We start from the raw sequence: 18,005 nt of genomic DNA, 5'->3' as shown, positions 1-18,005 counted from the left end.
CGGGTGTAGCGCACGGCCGAGGGGGCGGCGGCCGGAGCCGACGCGTGGACCGGGGCCGCGACGTGACCGGCGACATGTCCAGCGGCTGGAGCTGCGGCCGGCGCGTAGTCGGGGGCGATGGCGGCGGGACGGCGCGGCTGGCGCACCAGCACGCCCGGCGAGGAGGCGCTGCGGTCGATCCGGCTCTCGAGGGCCGGACCGTCCAGGACGTCGAGGCTCGCCCGGTCGTCGAAGACCTGGGCCGGCCAGTGCGGCTCGGGCGCCGCGGCGCGCGCGGCGCGCTCGGAGCCCTCGCGGCCGACCATCGCGCCCGGCGGGGTGAGCCAGCTCGGCTCCGCCCGGCGCCCGGGCGCGCCGTAGGACGGGCGGGCGGGCAGGCCGGCGGGAGAGCCGGAGAGGCGGCGGGTGAGGCTCGCGCGGAGCGCCATCAGCCGGTGCGCCAGGGCTCCCAGGGAGAGGCCCGAGCGGTCGCCGCCGCGGACAGGGCGGGCGGGGTCACGGTGGGAGTACGGAGGCCGTCCCGATGCGCGCATGGGTTCTCAGACGATACTCGAAACAGGGATCCGCCGACGCGCGGCGGCTGTTCCTGAGTTAGGCCATTCGTCGTTAATGGAGGCTTGCGACCGGCCGCGGCGCGGAAACCATGCGGGGCGATCGGCCCGGCCATCCGGCCGGACCCCGCGTCGCCGCGACCGCGCCGTCACCGCCTCCGGGGCCGGTTTGGCCGCGGAATCACGAGGGAACGTCGCGCGATGTACCGGAAATCGAGATCTGGTCCCCGTCCCGAGGCGCCGCGGCGCGGTCTCTCGGGATGACGTCGAGAACGGGCTAGAGTGCGGGCAGGCTCCGCGCCCCCGACAGTCCGCATCCCCTATATGACCCGCAGCCACCCCTCATCCGGACAGGTGCCCGTGTCTCCAGCCACCTCCGAATCGCCGGCGCGCTTCCGCTCCCTCTATCGCCACGGTTTCGCCCGGGTCGCGGCCTGCACCGGCCGCAGCCATCCGGCCGAGCCCGAGCGCAACGCCGACGTCATCCTCGACCTCGCCCGGACCTGCCACGATTCGGGGGCGGCGCTGGCGGTCTTCACCGAGCTCGGCCTCTCGGCCTACGCGATCGAGGACCTGCTCTTGCAGCAGACGCTGCTCGACGCGGTCGAGGCCGCCGCAGCCCGGGTGATCGCCGAATCGGCCAATCTCCGGCCGCTGCTGCTCGTCGGCGCGCCCCTGCGCTGGCGACACCGCGTCTACAACTGCGCGCTCGCCATCCAGGGCGGCGGCCTGCTCGGCGTCGTCCCGAAGACATTCCTGCCGAACTACCGGGAATTCTACGAGAAGCGCCACTTCGCCTCGGGCGCCGGGATCGCCGGCGAGACCGTCCGGGTCGCCGGTCGGGACGCGCCGTTCGGCACCGACCTGCTGTTCCCCGCCGAGGACCTGCCGGGCCTCGTGGTCGGGGTGGAGATCTGCGAGGATCTGTGGGTGCCGGAGCCCCCCGGCATGCGCGCGGCGCTCGCCGGCGCCACCGTGCTGGCGAATCTCTCGGGCAGCCCGATCACCGTCGGCCGGGCCGAGTCGCGGGCGCTCCTCTCCCGGGCGGCCTCGATGCGGGGCGCCTGCGCGTACGTCTACGCGGCGGCCGGCCAGGGCGAATCGACCACCGACCTGTCCTGGGACGGCCAGACCAGCATCGACGAGCTGGGCGTGCGCCTCGCGGAGGGCGAGCGCTTCCCCGAGAAGCCGGTGACGACGCTGGTCGACATCGACCTCGACCTGATCGCCCAGGAGCGCCTGCAGGCGGGCAGCTTCGACGACGACGCGCGCGGCCACACCCTGCCCTATCGCCGGGTGCCGTTCCGGCTCAGCCCGCCGGAGGCCGATCTCGGCCTGATCCGGCGGATCGAGCGCTTTCCGTTCGTGCCGGCCGACCCGTCGCGCCTCGCGCAGGATTGCTACGAGGCCTACAACATCCAGGTCGCCGGCCTCGCCAAGCGCCTGGAGGCCACCGGCACCCGCAAGGCCATCATCGGCGTCTCGGGCGGCCTCGATTCAACCCACGCGCTGATCGTGATCGCCAAGGCGTTCGACCGCCTCGGCTACCCGCGCTCGGACATCCTGGCCTACACGCTGCCGGGCTTCGCCACCTCGAACGCGACCAAGACCAACGCCCACGCGCTCATGAAGGCGCTGGGCTGCACGGCGGCCGAGATCGACATCCGCCCGGCCGCCAAGCAGATGCTCGCCGACATGAACCACCCCTTCGCCAAGGGCGAGGCGGTCTACGACGTCACCTTCGAGAACGTGCAGGCGGGCCTGCGCACCGACTACCTGTTCCGGCTCGCCAACCACGCAGGCGGCATCGTGGTCGGCACCGGCGACCTGTCGGAGCTGGCACTCGGCTGGTGCACCTACGGCGTCGGCGACCAGATGAGCCACTACGCGGTCAATGCCGGCGTGCCCAAGACGCTGATCCAGCACCTGATCCGCTGGGTGATCGGCAACGGCGAGGTCGGCGCGGACGAGGCCCGCACCCTCCAGGCCGTCCTCGACACCGAGATCTCCCCCGAGCTCGTGCCGGTGGACCAGGACGACAGCCCGCAGAGCACGGAGGGCACGATCGGCCCCTACGCGCTGCAGGATTTCAACCTGTTCTACACGCTGCGCTACGGGTTCCGGCCCTCGAAGATCGCCTTCCTGGCGCTCCACGCCTGGGGCGACCGGGAGCGCGGCACCTGGGCGCCGGACTTCCCGGAGACCAAGCGGGTCGCCTACGAACTCCCGGAGATCCGCCGCTGGCTCGGGGTGTTCCTGACCCGCTACTTCGGCTTCAGCCAGTTCAAGCGCTCGGCGCTCCCGAACGGGCCGAAGGTCTCGGCCGGCGGCTCCCTGTCGCCCCGGGGCGACTGGCGCGCGCCCTCCGACGGGTCGGCGCGGATCTGGATCGACGAGTTGAACCGAAACGTCCCTGAAACTTGACCGTCACAAACTCGACCGATTGTGCCATTATGAGCACGGTCAAGCCGATTCTTCGCAATGCAAGATCTTGTATTGGGAAAATTGGCTTCGAGGGCGGCCAGGCGGAGGACTTCGGATGCGAAGCTACAACCTGTTCCAGCTCAAGGGCGAGGAGGGCCTCTGCTGCGCGGTGCCGGAAGCCAGCACGGTCCCGCCCTTCATCGGCGCGGGTCGCTGGACCTTCGGCGGCAAGCTCTGCGACGGCAGCCGGCAGCCCCTCGACTTCGACGGGCGGGCCGCCGACACCGCAGTGCGCTTCAACGGCTTCTACCTGTTCCAGACCGTGGACCGGCGCTTCATCGCCTGAGCAGGATGCGGCCGTCGCGCGTCGTCTCCGGCGGGACGCCCCGGGGCTCAACCCTGGCGCGCGGGCGGAGCCGCGCGTCCGGACCGATCACGCGCGATCCGACGGCCTCCGCTCCCGGGAGCCCCGACAGGCCCCCACCCCGCCCGTCACGGCGCGCGGGACGCCGGCGGGATGATCGGCGCGGAGACGACATTACTGAAGTCATCGGGCGTAAGTCGGACCGGCCCGGGACGCGGACTCCCTTTCCCGGAATCGTGGCGGCGGCCCGTCATCGGTCTCGAGCCCTGTAGCGGGCCTCGACTCGGCGATCGCGACCAAGATTCCTTAAGGGCTGGCGTGCAGGTTTCGCGGAACCGTCAGCTGTCCGGAGCCGCCCGCATGTCGGAGCACCGCCGAGAGACGCGCCAGAGGGTCTTCCTCAAGGGGCGCGTCGTCTTCAACAACGGGTCGTCGAGCCTCGACTGCCTGGTGCGCGACATGTCCCCCACCGGCGCGCGCCTCGTGATGAGCGAGGCCACCACGCTCCCGGACGCGTTCGATCTCTACATCCCCCAGAAGGACCGGACCTACCGGGCCACCCTGCGCTGGCGCCGTGAGGACGGCATCGGCGTGACCTTCGAGGTGCCGGCCCGGGCCGGCACCGCGCCGGCCTCGCCCGATCCGGCTGCGACGGACGCCTCCGTGACCCTGTTGCTGAAGCGCATCAGCGAGCTCGAGACCGAGAACGCCGCCCTGCGCCGGCTGCTCGCCAGCATGGCCCAGTCGGGCGATTCGGCGAGCGCGGCCTGAGTCCCGGGCCTGAGCGTCAGGCCTGAGACTCGAGCGCCGCGCGGATGCGCGCGGCGTGCTCGGCGAGGACCGCGTTGTCGGCCATCCCGCCCTCGTGGCGCTTCAGCGGCACGCCCTCGCGCCGCGGGATGACGTGGACGTGCAGGTGGAACACGGTCTGGCCGCCGGCCGGCTCGTTGAACTGGAACAGGGTCAGACCCTCGGCCCGGAAGGCGGCCTTCACGGCGCGGGCGACCTTCTGGACGCTCGCCATCAGCGCGGCGAGCGAGTCCGGGTCGGCGTCGAGCAGGCCGCGGGCCGGCGCCTTCGGGATCACCAGCGTGTGGCCCTCGCCCTGGGGCATCACGTCCATGAAGGCCAGGGTGTGGGCGTCCTCGTAGACGCGGTGGCAGGGGATCTCGCCGCGCAGGATCTTGGCGAAGATGTTGTCGGGATCGTAGCGGGCGTCGGCCATTCTGCCTCCGGGACTCCTTGAGCGGCCGCAGGTTGCACGGGGTACCCGCCCGCGTCCACACGGGAACAACCGACCCGCCGCGACGCTTGCATCGCCGCGGCGGCGGCGCCGTGCCGGGGTCCGATGGCCCGGCGTCCCACAGACCGCGCAGGGAGTTCCGGATGGCGCACGAGAGCACGGGAGCGATCTACGCGGCGGCGGGCGCCAACCTCGCCATCGCGGCGGCGAAGTTCGTGGGCGGGGCGCTGACAGGCTCGACCGCCATGCTCGCCGAGGGCGTGCACTCGGTGGTCGACACGGCGAACCAGGTGCTGCTCCTCGTCGGCATGAAGCGGGCCAAGCGCCCGGCCGATGCCCGCCACCCGTTCGGCTACGGACGCGAGATCTACTTCTACGCTTTCGTGGTGGCGCTGATGATCTTCCTCGGCGGCGGCCTGTTCGCCGTCTACGAGGGAATCGAGCGGGTCCGCCATCCCGAGCCGGACGTGGATGCCGAGCTGTTCGGCTACCGGCTGCCCGGCCTCTGGGTGAACGTCGCGATCCTGGGCTTCGCCATCGCGGCGGAAGGCACGTCCTTCTTCGTGGCGATGCGCCAGTTCTGGGCCGAGAAGGGCAAGCACTCGGCCGTGCGGGCGATCCGGCGCAGCAAGGATCCGACCCTGTTCACGGTGCTCGCGGAGGACACCGCCGCCCTGATCGGCCTGCTGATCGCGCTCGCCGGTGTGGCCCTGTCCCACCTTCTGGAGATGCCGAGCCTCGACGGCTGGGCGTCGGTCGGCATCGGCCTCGTGCTCATCGGCATGGCGGCGTTCCTGATGGTCGAGACCCACGGGTTGCTGATCGGCGAGGCGGCCGATCCCGAGGTCGTCGCGGCCATCTCGGAGCTGGTCCGCGCCGAGCCGGGCGTTCTCCACGTCAACGAGGTGCTGACCCAGCACCTCGGCCCCTCCGACATCCTGGTCAATCTCAGCATCGACATGACCGACGATCTCAGCGCCGGCGAGGTCGAGAGCCTCGTCACGCGCCTCGACCGGGCGCTGAAGGCGCGCAGCCCCGACGTGACCCGAGTGTTCATCGAGATCCAGCAGCAGGGCGATCACACGGTGCGGGCGGCGGCCTGAGCACGCCCGCCTCGCCGGCGAGTGCGGATCTCTGTCAGGCATCCTCCCCGCGCATCGGCGGCGGCGGGCGCACGCCGTCCCAGGGGGCCGGCGACGGGAACACCTCGTCGAGGAATGCGAGGAACGCCTTCACGTTCGGACTGCCGCGCCGGCTCTCCGGCCACAGCGCCGTGAAGACCGAGCGGTCGACCGCGAAATCCTGCAGGACCGGCACGAGCGCCCCCCGGGCGACGTGCGGCGCGGCGATGTAGGTCGGCGAGATGCCGATGCCGCCGCCGGCCACCAGCACCGCCGCGACGGCGTCGCTGAAATCCGCGACGATGCCGGCATGCGGCGTGAACTCGACCCGGCGGCCGCCGACCTGGAACGGCCAGCGCAGCGCCTGGCCCGTGCTCTGGAAGCGGAAGTTCACGCAGTCGTGGTGGACGAGGTCGTCCGGGTGCCGCGGCGTGCCGCGCCGCGCCAGGTAGACGGGCGCGGCGAAGGCGCCGAGCCGGTGCGGGGCGAGGCGCCGCGAGACCAGCCGGGAATCCGCGAGTTCGCCGACTCGGATCGCGACGTCGATGCCCTCCTCGATCAGGTCCACGAACCGGTCGCTCAGGCGCAGGTCGACCGACAGCTTCGGATGGCGGGCGCGGAACCGCGGCAGGGCCGGCCCGAGCAGGTGCACACCGACCGGGATCGATGCCGCCACCTTCAGGGTGCCGGCAGGCTCGGAGCGCGCCGCGACCGCGGCCTGCTCGATCGCCTCGGCCTCGCGCAGGAGTCGCAGCGCCCGCTCCTGCAGGTCGCGTCCCTCGGGCGTCAGTGTCAGCGAGCGCGTCGTGCGGGTGAAGAGGCTCACGCCGAGCCGCGCCTCCAGCCGCTGCACGCTCTTGCTCACCGCCGAGGGCGAGATGCCGAGGGACCGGGCGGCCGCCGAGTAGCTGCCGAGGGAGGCGGAGCGGGCGAAAGCGACGATGCCCGTCAGCCGGTCGAGGCCGATCTGTTCCATGACGGCATGACTGAAGCGAATTGCGGCCCGATTATCAAGGCGAAGGCGCCGCTCCAATCTTGTGTCCCTCGCCGCCACCCTGGCGCCGAGCGGCAAGGTTTCCCGCCATGTTTCCCGCCCTGAGCAGCACCCTCCAGGACCGCAGCGTCGTGGTCTTCGGCGGCACATCGGGCATCGGCCTGGCGGCCGCCCGCCAGGCCAAGGCCGCGGGTGCGGCGGTCATCGTGGTCGGCCGCGACGCGGCGGGCGCCGAGCGCGTCGCGGCGGGGAACGGCTTCGCCGGCTGGCGCGCCGCGGACGTGACGCGGCCCGACGCAGTCGCGGCCGCCCTGGCCGATATTCCCCGCGTCGATCACCTCGCGCTCCTGGCCGGCACCTTCGTGGCCGGCAAGATCCGCGAGGCCGAGGTCGACCACTTGAAGCGGGCCTTCGACGAGCGGATCTGGGCCGCGGTTCACGCCCTGCGCGCCCTCGGCGACCGGCTGGCCGGCGACGGATCGGTCACGCTCATCTCCGGCGCCCTGGCGGACCGCCCGAGCGCCCAGGGGACCGCCGTGCTGGCGGCGGCGTCGGCCGCGATGGAGGCCTTCGCCCGCGGCCTTGCCCTCGAACTCGCACCGGTGCGGGTGAACGCGCTCTCGCCGGGCACCACCGACACCCCGCTCCTGGCCCGCACGCTCGGCGCCCACCGCGACGCCTACGTGGCCGGGCTCACCGAGAGGCTGCCGCAGCGACGCCTCGGCACCGCCGAGGAGGCCGGCGCAGCCGTCGTCTTCCTGATGGGCAACGGCTTCATGAACGGCGAGACCCTCCACATCGACGGCGGCGGCCGCCTGATCTGAGCGGCCGATCGCCCACGTCGAAGGAGAAGCGCGATGTCCGACATCACGGCGGCCGTACCGGCGGCGGAGCCCGACCACGACCGGCTGCTGCGTGCCAACCTGGAACGGGTCTTCAACGAGCGGGACGCCGTCGAGCGGGCGGCCGCCCTGGACCTGCTCTACGTGGCCGAGCCGATCCTGTTCGAGCCGGACAATGTCGTGCGCGGGCGGGCGGCCATCGGCGCGGTCGCCGGGGCGCTCCTGGACCGGTTCGGGCCAGCCTTCCGCTTCAGGCCCGTCGGCAGGGCTGTCGGGCACCACGGAATGGGATCGCTGCGCTGGGAAGCCGGCCCGGAGGGCGGGCCGATCGCGGTCACCGGGATGGACGTCGCCGAGATCGTGGACGGCAGGATCGGACGGCTCTGGGTGCTGCTCGACCCGCCGGTCGCCTGAGACCGGCGCCGCGAAACGGTCGGGCGTCAGTCGCTCCGGCCCACCTGCCGGAGGCTCAGCGCCCAGAGCCGCTCCTGGACGGCCTCGTCGCGGCTCTCGGCCGAGGAGACCTTCGGTCGCCCGTGGGAGAAGTATCGGCCGGTGACCCCGTCCAGGCCCGGATCGCTGGCCGCGCGGAGGGAGGTCCGCGCGCCCTTCTCGGGCGTGATCAGGAACGGCCGCATCAGCGCCCAGGCCGCGCCGAGCAGCCCGCTGGTGTTCTTGGCGAAGCCGGTATTGACCACCCCCGGATGGACGGCGTTCACCGTGATGCCGCTGCCCCGCAGCCGTCGGGCCAGCGCGTAGGTGAACAGCACGTTCCCGAGCTTGGCCTGGGCATACGCGCCCATCGCCCGGTACCGCCGGGCGCCCTCGACGTCGTCGAAGTCGATGTGCCCCCGGTAGTGGGCCGCGGAGGCGACGTTGACGATCCGCGGCTTCCCGCCCGTCGCCGCCGACTCCTTCAGCGTGTCGAGCAGTTCGAGGGTCAGGAGCACGTAGCCGAGATGGTCGAGCGCCCAGGTGCGCTCGATCCCGTCGACGGTCAGGGTGCGCCGGTCGAAGATCGCGCCGGCATTGTTCACCAGCACGTCGAGGCGCGGATAGGCCGACCGCAGGGTCCCGGCGAGCCGGCGGATCTCGGCCTGCGCGGACAGATCCGCGCGGTGCGGCTCCACGGCGGCGCCGGGCACCGCGGCGCGGATTCGGTCGGCGCAGGCCTGCAGCTTCCCGGGGTCCCGCCCGACGATGGCGACCCGCGCGCCGAGGCGCGCGAGGCCGAGGGCCGTCTCGTAGCCGATGCCGCCGGTCGCCCCGGTGACGAGGCAGACCGTGCCGCGCACCGCGCCGGCCTCAGAACACCGCCTGGCCGACCGCGAAAGCGATGACCACGATCACGATGGCGATGAGCAGGAACAGGCCGAACAGGATGCGGGCCAGCGAGCCGGCGCCGGAGGCGATGCCGGTGAAGCCGAGACCGCCGGCGATCAGCGAGATCACGAAGCAGATGAGGGCCCATTTCAGAAGGGTCATGGCGTCACTCCGGCTGCGCCCCGGCGCGGGGCCTGATGCTGCTGCCTCAACCGGCGCCAAGCGAGACCGTTCCGCGGATTCCGGCCCGGTCCGCTTTTATTCTTACCCGCGCTCGGTCGCGCGGGTCGCGGCGCGGTCAGCCGGTCTTCGCCACGGGCTGCGCCGGCACGTCGGCGCGCTCGAGCATGATCTCCGCCAGGGTGTGGTAGAGGCCGCCCCGGCAGATCGCCTTCGAGGCCGCGTCGGCCAGCAGGGCCGCGACCATCAGGGGGATTACCATCGCGTGGTTCTGGGTCATCTCGGTGACGATGACGAAGCTGGTGATCGGCGCCTGCAGCACGCCGGTCAGGTAGGCCACCATCCCGATCAGCACGACGGCGCCCACGGGCATGCCCGGCAGGAGGCCGTGGACCGTGCCGCCGAGGCCGGCCCCGACCGCCAGGGACGGCGCGAACAGGCCGCCCGGGATGCCGCTGATCGAGCTCAGCACGGTGGCGGCGAATTTCAGGGGCGCGTAGGTCCAGCCGGCCGCCGCGTCGCCGTGGAGGATGGCCTTGGCCTCCTCGTAGCCGGTCCCGTAGGCCGCGCCCCCGGAGGCGAGGCCGCACAGGGCGACGCACAGCCCGCAGGCCGCCGCGAAGATCACGGGCCGCTTCCGGATCGCCCGTCCGGCCGCGCCGGGCAGGCCGCGGGCGAACAGGATCACCAAGCGGCTGAACAGGCCGCCCGCGAGGCCGCCGACGACGGCGACGAGCGGGACGATCCAGCCGGCCGCCAGCGGCAGGGCGGCGTCGGTCGTCCCGAAATAGGTATAGTTGCCGAGGAGCCCGAGCGAGGTCAGGCCCGCGGCCACGATCCCGGCCACGATCAGGCCGGAGGAGCGCGCCTCGTAGGCGCGTCCCAGTTCCTCGATGCCGAACACGATGCCGGCGAGCGGCGTGTTGAAGGCCGCCGCGACGCCGGCGGCGCCGCCCGCGAGGAGGAGCCCGGGCAGGCGCTCGGGGGTCAGGCGGCCGAAGGCGGCCATGATCGCGGCGCCGACCTGCACGGTCGGCCCCTCGCGGCCCGCCGAGGCACCGCAGAACAGGCCCAGGAACAGGACCAGCACCTTGCCGAAGGCCACGCGCGGCGAGATCAGCGAGTAGCGGAAGCCGGCATCCCGGGCGTGGCGGGCGGCGATCACCTGCGGGATGCCCGAGCCCTGCGAGTTCGGGAAGACCGTGAGGGCGAGGAGCGCCGCGAGGGCGAAGCCCGCGGGCGTCAGCACCAGGGCGATCAGCGGCGACGGCGCCGTGAGCCGCCGGAACCCGTCCTGCGCGAGGTCGGCACCCTTGGCCATCAGCACGGCGGCGAGGCCGACGCCGATCCCGCCCACGAGGAAGAGCAGCCGCCCGCGCCAGAGCGGGTAAGCCTCCATCGAGGCCGACCGCAGGCGCATGATCGAGCGTCGGTAGCGCGACCGTTGCGGGGGCGGGGCATCCGTCGTTTCCCGCACCTCGTCCCGCTTCTCGACCATGAAAGAGCACCTCGTCCGCGCAGTCGGAGCGGACGCTATAGCGCAACGGTCAAGGAAAGACCCCCTTCGCGGGACGGCCGGAGGCCGGCACCCGCGTGCCGGCCCCGCCGCTCACCCGATCACCACCTGTGGTGCCAAGCGGCCCGATGCCAGCCGCCGTGGTGGTGCCAGCCCCAGGGGCGGTGCCAGCCCGCGTGGCGCCAGCCCCACCGGTGGTGCCAACCCCAGGGCCGGTGCCAGCCGTAGACCACCGGCCGGGCGTAGTAGATCGGGCGGTACGCGTAGGGGCGCCAGTTCGGCTTGCACCAGCCATACCAGCCCCGGTGGAAGCCCGGGCCGCAGCCCTGGGCGGCTTCCGCCGTCCCGGCCGTGGCGGTCAAGGTTCCGAGTGCGAGGAGTGCTGCGCCTGCCAGCTTCATCCGCATCGTCGTCCTCCTTTCAGTCGCGAGCAGAGCGATGATCCGGCCCCGGTCCGACCGAGTTCTCACCGGATGCGATCCGGCTGTTTGCGATGAGCCGGAAGTGCGCTCGAAACATCCGAAGCCCGGAAAGCGTTTCTTCACAAACCTGTGCGCGCGAACGACTTCGCCTCCGCACCCGCGAGCGTCGCGATACCTTGCCGACGGCTTCGGTCATCCCGTAACGATTTCGCGCGCGTCGCGGCGCCCGTGCGGCAGCGCACGGACGCGTCGGTCCCGCCTCAGACCTCCGCGGCGCAGAGCCTCTCAACCGCCCGCACGTACGCCTTGGCGTCGAACTTCTTGAGCGAGTTCTCGCTCTGATAGCGGACCGTGCCGAAGATCTTGCGCTTCTGCCAGGGCCGGTCGTGCAGACCGTACACCCAGGCGACGTTGGTGAAGGAATTCGGATCGCGCCCGTCGAGGAAGTAGCGGTTGTTCAGCCGGAGCGTCCGGGCGAAGCCCTCCCGGGGGGACGGGGACCATTCGAGGATCTTCTTGCCCCAGTACATCCGCAGCTGGTTGTGCATGTAGCCGGTCTCGCGCATCTCGCGCATCGCGGCGTTCCAGTAGCGGTCGTGGGTCTCGCCGGCGGCGAGCTGCGCTTCCGAGTAGGCGTGGGGGCGCTCGTCCCTCGCGTGCTCCGCCAGGGTCTTGCGCGCCCAGTCCGGCACCGCCCTGTCGTAATCGTCGTAGCCCTCCGTGTAGTAGACGTGGTTCATGGCGAGCTCGCGCCGGACGATCAGCTCCTCCAGGTAGGCGCCGCGGTCGTCGGAATCGCCGACCTTGGCTTCCCGCACCGCCAGGGCGATCTCCACCGGCGAGATCTGCCCGAAATGCAGGTACGGGCTCATGTGCGAGGCGGCGGCCGCCTCTGGCATGTTGCGCCCCGCGCCGTAGCCCGAGAACCCGTCTTTCAGGAACGCCTTCAGGCGCTTGCGGGCCTGCGTCTCGCCGCCGGTGAAGCGCCTCACCGGGCCGACCTCCCGGTCGAGGGTCATCCCGGCGAGTACCGCCTCCGGATCGGAGACGTCGATCGCGCTCTTCAGCGTCAGCCGATCGGCGGAGTGCTTCACCCTGCGGGGCTTCAGCGGCGCGAGGAACGGGTCCCACAGCCGGTTCAGCTTCGGCCGCAGCGTCCGGGCGGCGTACTCGTGCTTCGGCGAGGCCGTCTCGACCGGCACGACGACGTCGCCCTCGACCTGGACGATCCGCGTCTTCACCGCCGCGGCGATCTCCCGGTACCAGCCCTTCTGGATCGCGAGGTAGCCGCGGTCGAGCACGAGGAGCGCGGCGTCCTCGGCGAGGGCGATGGCGATCTCGGCGGGCGAGCACTTGCGCATGACGAAGCCGACCCCGCGCTTCTCCAGGCCCGCCTTCGTATCCGCGAGACCCTGGAGCAGGAAGGCGTAGTGGCGGGCATTGGCTTCGGGAAAGCCGCTGGCGCCGTCGAGCAGGCCGAAGCAGGCGACGACCGGCAGGTCGAGGCGGTTCGCCTCCTCGATGGCGAGTTCAAGGGCCGGATTGAACGTCGCCCGATTGGCCTGCTGCAGGAGATACAGGACGTAGGCGCCGTCTCCGCCCGGCTCGACATCGTTGAGGATCCGGACCCGCTCACCCTGGATCGCCATACTCACCTGCCCCTTGCTTGGCGCGTCGCGCCGAACCTTGGCTGGAGAAGGTAGAGCGGGCGGGAATTTCGTCCGTCCGGACGGGGCGGATGAAAAGCCGCAGTCGAGAATGCGGGCCGAACTCCGGCTCGATCCGCCAGAACACCGTCTCATCAGGGACTTGCGGGAGGATCGATCGCGCCCTGCCGGGGCAATGCAGGTTTCGCTCGCGCGCGACAGTCTGCGACATTTTCAACACAGGCCGGCGAGGATGCGTGCGCGGACGCACGAAAGGACAGCCCTGCTGTCCTGATGCTCTTGAATTTTCCATCCGGGAGCGCAGATTGTGCAGCGCGGGAAGGCGATGGCGTCGCCCTCTCGCAGCCCTTCTTGGGCGTTTCCTCCCTAGACTTCGGGCCGCTCCTTCGGGAGTGGCCTTTTTTCTGTCCGGAGGATGCGGAGGCCCGCCCCCCTCTCAGACGGCGCGAGGGCGCGCGCCGATCCGCACGTTGGGCGCCTCGGCCCGCGCGGGATCGGGCGACGCCGCCCCGTCCGGCCGCCTCGGCGGGCAATCCTTCCCGCCTGCGAGCCGCCGCGCGGGGGCCGTCGGTCGCCGCGTGGGGGCGCGTCAGCGCGTCGCGCCGGCCCCCGCCCGGCTGGCCGCCAGCGCGGCGGCCTTGCCGGCCGCCGTGTAGAGGTCGAGGCGCGCGTAGACGCCGAATTCCGAGCCGTCGTCGAGGAAGCCGCCGCCCGGGCCCTGCGTCTCGGTGAGGATCGCGTTGGCCTCGTCCAGCGTCAGCGCCGGGAACGCCGCGGTCAGCAGGTGGCCGGCCTCCGGCGCGACCTTGCCCACATCCTCCCGCCGGCCGGCGGTGTCCGGATGGACCACCGGCAGGCCGTAGGTCTGGGTCGCCGCGTAGAAGGCCGCGTTGGCGGCCGCGTCCTTGAACCGGCCCGTATCCTTCGCCGCGCAGGCCGCCACCGTGTCGCCGCAGCCGGCCTTCAGCGCCTCCGTCATCGCCGCGCGCGCCTCCGTCAGGAGCGCCCGGTAATCCGTCACGCCGACCGTCTTGTCGGCCTCGGCGGACGCCTTGTCGAGGACGGCCGGATTCTTCCGGATCTGGCCGACATAGGCCGGATCGTTGGCGAGCAGGTGCGCGAGGGCGTGCAGCGAGGTCGCCCGGCCGCCCAGCACGTCCATGGCGTAGTGGGCGCCGACGATGATCCGGTCGTTGCCGTACTCGGCGGCGCGGGCGACCATCTGCTGGTAGCGCTCGGGCACGAGGAGCGCGAGCACCATGGACTCGGTGTAGCCGTAGGTGGTGTGACCGCTCGGGTAGGACGGGCTGTTCACGAGGTCCTGCGAGGGGCCGCGCAGCCAGTCGAGGCTGTCGGACGCATCGCCGAAATAGTCCTTGCCACGATAAGTGAGGAGGCGCGGCAGGGTCTGGAACGGCCGCGAATTGCCGTAGCGGTCGGCGCCGGGGCTCCCGGCCGGCCGGTCATAGGCCTTGCCGAACACGTCGGTGACCGCGCCGTTCGACAGGATCGCGGCGGCCTCCTCGGAGACCGGATGCTTGCCGTTCGTGGTGGCGTTGGCGAAGAAGTACTTGCCGGAATTCGAATCCGACTTGGTCACGTTGTTGGTGTAGCCGATCAGGTTGGCGACCGCCGGCGCGATGCTCGTGAAGGTCTTGTAGTCGCTGTAGGTCGCCTTGGCGTGGTAGGCCTGGGCGAGCGTGGTGCCGAGGCCGTCGGCGAGGTTAGCGGCGTTGCCGTCGGTGATGAAGCAGTCCCGCAGGGCGAGCTGCTGCTGCTCGGGGAACGGCAGGAGCGTCGGCTGCTTGAGCTCGCCGGTCTGGATGTCGCCGGTGACCCGCAGGTTCGCGTCCAGCGCCGCCTTGCCGTCGGGCGTGGCCTGCAGCCGGGCCACCGGGACCAGCCCGCGCAGGGCCGACAGGTTGGCGGCCGACTGTGCGAAGGCCTGGAGCGGCAGGGCCGCCCCGAGCAGCGCCAATCCGACCCGCAGCGTCCCGAACATGCAGCCCTCCCCTCGCGGATGCCGTGCCGGACGCTAAGGCCGTTCCCGATCGCGTTGCAATCGGGCGCGCCCCCGACGTCCCCATCTTTGACGGACCCGCGGCGCCGCGCCGGCCTCCCGCGGCGGCGCGCGCCTCAGCCCCGCGCCCGGGCGCGGATCATGAAGTTGTCGTAGGTGTACTCCGCCACCTGGAACCAGAGGTACTCCTCGTTGCGGAAGGTCCGCATCGCCTCGTAGACGCGGCGGAAATCGGCGTTCTTGGCGGCCATCTCGGCGTAGACGTCGTTGGCGTTCTTGAGGGCGGCCTCCATGACGTCCTGGGGGAACGGCCGCAGCTGCGCGCCGCCGGCCACCAGCCGGCGCAGGGCCTGCGGGTTGCGGGCGTCGTACTTCGCCTGGACGTCGGCGCCGACCTCGGCGGCCGCGGCCCGGAGGATCCCCTGGTAGGATTTCGGCAGCGCCTTCCACTTCTCGGCGTTGAACCAGAAGTGCAGCATGGCGCCACCCTCCCAGAAGCCGGGATAGTGGTAGATCGGCGCGACCTTCTGCAGGCCGAGCCGCTCGTCGTCGTAGGGGCCGATCCACTCGGCGGCGTCGAGCTTCTTGCTCTCCAGGGCCGCGTAGATCTCGGGACCCGGGACCGCCTGCGGCTGCACGCCGAACTTGGCGAGCACTTGCCCGCCCATGCCGCCGATCCGGAACTTCAGCCCCTGCAGGTCGGAGAGGCTCTTGATCTCGCGGCGGAACCAGCCGCCCATCTGGGCGCCGGTGTTGCCACCCGGCAGGCAGACCAGCCCGGCCTTGGCGAAGACCTCGGCGAACAGTTCGGCGGCGCCGCCCGCCTGCCACCACGCGGCGGCGCCCCGGGCATTGAGGCCGAAGGGCACCGCAGTCGCCAGCGCGAAGGTCGGATCCTTGGCCATGCCGAGGGTCGCCGGCCCGTGGCCCATCTCGACGGTGCCGGCGGCCACGGCGTCGAGCAGGCCCTCGGCCGGGACCGGCTCGCCGGGCCCCTGAACCTGGATCTGGAAGCGCCCGTCGGTGGCCTCCGCGACGATCCGGCTGAGCGCCTCGGGCGCACCGTACAGGATGTCGAGGGTCTTGGCGTAGGCGGAGGACAGCCGCCAGCGCAGCTCCGGGGCGGATTCGGCCCGGGCCGGCGCGGCGAGCGGACCGGTGAGCGCCGCGGCCGCGCCGAGGCCGGCGGTCAGCACGCTGCGGCGCCGCGTCCCGGCCGCGGGGGATCGCGCGAGGTGAGGTTCGTCCAACGGCATCTCGTCCGATCAGGTCCGGCCCGGCCGGGCCGGATCGGGGGTCGCAGGTAGCACGTGCGTGCCGGTTCTCGAAAGCCGCGGGCGGCCGGGGCAGTTCCGTCGCGCCTCGAAACCGGCCCGCGCCCGTGCTAGGCGCCCGGGATGCGCACCGAGCCCGCCGTCACCCTGCACACCGTCTGCGGCCTGGAGGAGCTGGCCGGCCACGGCGCGCGCGGCGTGAGCCACGTCCTGTCGCTGCTCGATCCCGGCACGTCGGAGCCCGCGGCCTTCACCGCCTACGGCGCCCACGCCCGCACGACCCTCCGGTTCCACGACTGCCTCGGTCCGGGCGAGGGCCTCGTCCCGCCGGAACCGGAGCACGTCGCGGCGATCCTCGATTTCGGGCGGTCCCTCGATGGCGCCGGCCATCTCCTGGTCCACTGCCATTACGGCCTGTCGCGCTCCACCGCGGCGCTGCTGACCCTGTTCGCGCAGGCCGAGCCGGACGCGCCCGCCGCCGCCCTGGTGGAGCGCCTCCACGCCCTGCGCGAGCCGGCCTGGCCGAACGCGCGCATGATCGGCTTCGCCGACGCGATGCTGGACCGGGACGGGGAACTCAGCGCGGCGGTGCGGCGGCTGCACGCCCTGCAGTTGCGGGTCCGCCCGCATCTCGCCGAGCTGCTGCGCGGGCTCGGCCGCGGCGCGGAGGTCGACGCCGCGCAGGCCCTGTGATGAGGAGCCCACCCCTCACTTGCCGGCCGGCGTGAAGCTCCCGTCCTTCCATACGTAGAGCACGTAGCCCTGCGCGGTGACGTCGCCCTTGGCGTCGAAGCCGACGGTGCCGAGCACGAGATCGAAGCGCTCGGTGTGCAGCGCCTGCGCGATGGGCCTCGGCTCGGTGGAGTGGGCGAAGTTGCCGGCCGCCACCAGGGCCTGCATGGCCGCGTACCCGTAGATCGTGGAGCCGGTGGGATCGACGCCCTCGGCCTTGAAGGCCTTCACGACGGCCGCGGCGGCGGGCTGCCGGCTCGGGTCGAGGTAGAAGGTCATCAGAACGCCGTTGCTCGCGGACCCGGCGATCTTGGCGAAGTCCGGCGTGGCGATCGCCGAGGTGCCGAACCATTGGGGGCGGAAGCCCCGGTCCGCCGCGATCTTCACGAGGCGGCCCATCTCGGCGGCGTCGCCGCCGTAGTAGACGACCTCGATCCCCGCGCTCTTGAGGCGGTCGGCCAGGGCGGCGTCGTCGGCGTCGCTCGGCGAGAACGACAGGAACAGCGCCTCGTTCACGCCGATGCGGTTGAGGTTGTCCTTGGTGGCGGCGGCGAGGCTGCGGGCCGCCGGCGTCTGGTCCTGGATCAGCGCGATCTTCCGGTCGCGGAACCGCTCGGCCAGCACGGCGGCGGACAGGCGGGCCTGATCGTCGTCGCGGCCGCAGACCCGGAAGATGTTCGGCAATCCCCGGTCGGTGAGCCGCGCCGCCACCGAGGCCGCGGTGATCATCACCACCCCGTTCTGCGCGTAGATGTCGGAGGCCGCGATGGAGGCGTTCGAGCAGACATGGCCGACGACGAGCCGGACGTTGGACCGGACGAAGTGGTTGGCCACCGCCATCGCGGTGTTCGAGTCGCAGGCATCGTCCTGCACGTCCAGGGTCACGGGCTGGCCGTCGAGGCCGCCCATGGCGTTGGCGTCCCGGGCCGCGGCCTCAACGCCGCGCAGGACCTGCTCGCCGACCGCCACGTAGGGGCCAGACCGCGGAACCGCCACGCCGATCACCACGTCGGCCGCCGCGCGGGAGGCCGGCAGGAGCGCGAGACACAGGCTCAGGGCGATCAGCGCGGGCCGGAGCGGCCCGCGGGCGGGGACGAAACGTCCGATCTTCATCGGGCTCTTCTGGGCATCCTTGCGCGACACGTCGGCGCGACGGCGGATGCGGCTCCGTAGCCTCGATCCCGCCCCGCACCCAGTGCCCATACGCGAGGACGCGCCGAAACGCGATTTTTTTCCGCGGCGGTCCTCTGGGCGACCCGGTGCCTGATTCCGGTGCCTACTTGGCGTAGGCGTAGGCCGTCGCCGCGGAGGCGACCGGTCCGGTGACGCCGT

At 72.2% G+C, this 18,005-nt stretch carries 17 protein-coding genes and 1 pseudogene; 7 read left to right on the top strand and 11 right to left on the bottom strand.

Translation table 11 applies throughout. The features are described from left to right. Positions 1 to 533: pseudogene (locus ME121_RS30215) on the bottom strand (DNA translocase FtsK); the annotation flags it as partial. 342 nt (positions 534 to 875) lie between these two features. On the opposite strand from ME121_RS30215, the gene ME121_RS30210 reads away from it, so the two are divergent. The 3 genes from ME121_RS30210 (at position 876) to ME121_RS30200 (ending at position 4,110) form a co-directional block, all read left to right on the top strand. Beyond that, positions 876 to 2,975 carry an NAD(+) synthase gene (locus ME121_RS30210; protein WP_059410135.1) on the top strand — a complete coding sequence of 700 codons (2,100 nt, stop codon included), beginning with the start codon at positions 876 to 878 and terminating at the stop codon, positions 2,973 to 2,975. A gap of 115 nt (positions 2,976 to 3,090) precedes the next feature. Continuing rightward, the gene (locus tag ME121_RS30205) at positions 3,091 to 3,321 is read left to right on the top strand and encodes a hypothetical protein (RefSeq protein WP_012320685.1); all 231 of its coding nucleotides are present in this window, start codon (positions 3,091 to 3,093) and stop codon (positions 3,319 to 3,321) included. A gap of 378 nt (positions 3,322 to 3,699) precedes the next feature. Continuing rightward, positions 3,700 to 4,110 carry a PilZ domain-containing protein gene (locus tag ME121_RS30200; RefSeq protein WP_012320686.1) on the top strand — a complete coding sequence of 137 codons (411 nt, stop codon included), beginning with the start codon at positions 3,700 to 3,702 and terminating at the stop codon, positions 4,108 to 4,110. Positions 4,111 to 4,126: 16 nt separating this feature from the next. Here the strand turns inward: ME121_RS30200 and ME121_RS30195 are convergent, their stop codons facing one another. Then, positions 4,127 to 4,564, bottom strand: a complete 438-nt coding sequence (locus ME121_RS30195; protein WP_024829143.1) for an HIT family protein — start codon at positions 4,562 to 4,564, stop codon at positions 4,127 to 4,129. Between the two features lie 161 nt (positions 4,565 to 4,725). On the opposite strand from ME121_RS30195, the gene ME121_RS30190 reads away from it, so the two are divergent. Further along, positions 4,726 to 5,685 (top strand): cation diffusion facilitator family transporter, encoded by a 960-nt coding sequence (locus ME121_RS30190; RefSeq protein ID WP_012320688.1) that lies wholly within the window; start codon positions 4,726 to 4,728, stop codon positions 5,683 to 5,685. A gap of 34 nt (positions 5,686 to 5,719) precedes the next feature. On the opposite strand, the gene ME121_RS30185 is transcribed toward ME121_RS30190, so the two are convergent. Next, complete coding sequence (locus ME121_RS30185) at positions 5,720 to 6,679, bottom strand: LysR family transcriptional regulator (protein ID WP_043074276.1); 960 nt, start codon at positions 6,677 to 6,679, stop codon at positions 5,720 to 5,722. A 107-nt stretch (positions 6,680 to 6,786) separates the two neighbouring features. On the opposite strand from ME121_RS30185, the gene ME121_RS30180 reads away from it, so the two are divergent. Both ME121_RS30180 and ME121_RS30175 read left to right on the top strand, forming a co-directional pair. Next, the gene (locus tag ME121_RS30180; RefSeq protein ID WP_059410134.1) at positions 6,787 to 7,521 is read left to right on the top strand and encodes an SDR family oxidoreductase; all 735 of its coding nucleotides are present in this window, start codon (positions 6,787 to 6,789) and stop codon (positions 7,519 to 7,521) included. A 33-nt stretch (positions 7,522 to 7,554) separates the two neighbouring features. Beyond that, positions 7,555 to 7,953 carry a nuclear transport factor 2 family protein gene (locus ME121_RS30175; protein WP_059410133.1) on the top strand — a complete coding sequence of 133 codons (399 nt, stop codon included), beginning with the start codon at positions 7,555 to 7,557 and terminating at the stop codon, positions 7,951 to 7,953. 26 nt (positions 7,954 to 7,979) lie between these two features. On the opposite strand, the gene ME121_RS30170 is transcribed toward ME121_RS30175, so the two are convergent. The 7 genes from ME121_RS30170 to ME121_RS30145 all read right to left on the bottom strand — a co-directional run bounded on the left by ME121_RS30170 (position 7,980) and on the right by ME121_RS30145 (position 15,917). After that, positions 7,980 to 8,834: an SDR family oxidoreductase gene (locus ME121_RS30170; RefSeq protein ID WP_059410132.1), complete on the bottom strand. Its 855-nt coding sequence runs from the start codon at positions 8,832 to 8,834 to the stop codon at positions 7,980 to 7,982. Between the two features lie 10 nt (positions 8,835 to 8,844). Beyond that, entirely contained in the window at positions 8,845 to 9,024 is a 180-nt protein-coding gene (locus tag ME121_RS30165; protein WP_010685332.1) for a DUF1328 domain-containing protein, read from the bottom strand. A gap of 136 nt (positions 9,025 to 9,160) precedes the next feature. Further along, on the bottom strand, positions 9,161 to 10,540 hold the full coding sequence (locus tag ME121_RS30160) for a chloride channel protein (RefSeq protein WP_012320693.1): 1,380 nt from the start codon (positions 10,538 to 10,540) through the stop codon (positions 9,161 to 9,163). Between the two features lie 119 nt (positions 10,541 to 10,659). Further along, a complete protein-coding gene (locus tag ME121_RS34490) occupies positions 10,660 to 10,965 on the bottom strand; it encodes a GCG_CRPN prefix-to-repeats domain-containing protein (protein ID WP_408902443.1) in 306 nt (101 codons plus the stop codon). Between the two features lie 275 nt (positions 10,966 to 11,240). Beyond that, positions 11,241 to 12,629: a deoxyribodipyrimidine photo-lyase gene (locus ME121_RS30155; protein ID WP_059410131.1), complete on the bottom strand. Its 1,389-nt coding sequence runs from the start codon at positions 12,627 to 12,629 to the stop codon at positions 11,241 to 11,243. Between the two features lie 607 nt (positions 12,630 to 13,236). Continuing rightward, positions 13,237 to 14,649: a phosphatase PAP2 family protein gene (locus ME121_RS30150; RefSeq protein ID WP_024829137.1), complete on the bottom strand. Its 1,413-nt coding sequence runs from the start codon at positions 14,647 to 14,649 to the stop codon at positions 13,237 to 13,239. 134 nt (positions 14,650 to 14,783) lie between these two features. After that, on the bottom strand, positions 14,784 to 15,917 hold the full coding sequence (locus ME121_RS30145) for a TRAP transporter substrate-binding protein (protein ID WP_244413111.1): 1,134 nt from the start codon (positions 15,915 to 15,917) through the stop codon (positions 14,784 to 14,786). Between the two features lie 147 nt (positions 15,918 to 16,064). Here ME121_RS30145 and ME121_RS30140 point away from each other — a divergent pair, with 147 nt between their 5' ends. After that, on the top strand, positions 16,065 to 16,634 hold the full coding sequence (locus ME121_RS30140; RefSeq protein ID WP_043074280.1) for a tyrosine phosphatase family protein: 570 nt from the start codon (positions 16,065 to 16,067) through the stop codon (positions 16,632 to 16,634). A 15-nt stretch (positions 16,635 to 16,649) separates the two neighbouring features. Here the strand turns inward: ME121_RS30140 and ME121_RS30135 are convergent, their stop codons facing one another. After that, positions 16,650 to 17,786, bottom strand: coding sequence for a branched-chain amino acid ABC transporter substrate-binding protein (locus ME121_RS30135; protein WP_012320699.1), 1,137 nt, complete (start codon positions 17,784 to 17,786; stop codon positions 16,650 to 16,652). Between the last annotated feature and the right edge of the window lie 219 nt (positions 17,787 to 18,005).

The sequence above is a fragment of the Methylobacterium sp. ME121 genome, assembly GCF_000974725.1.
Classification (GTDB): domain Bacteria; phylum Pseudomonadota; class Alphaproteobacteria; order Rhizobiales; family Beijerinckiaceae; genus Methylobacterium; species Methylobacterium radiotolerans.
The sequence above is the reverse complement of the archived record's forward strand: the minus strand, read 5'-3'. Positions and strand labels throughout refer to the sequence as shown.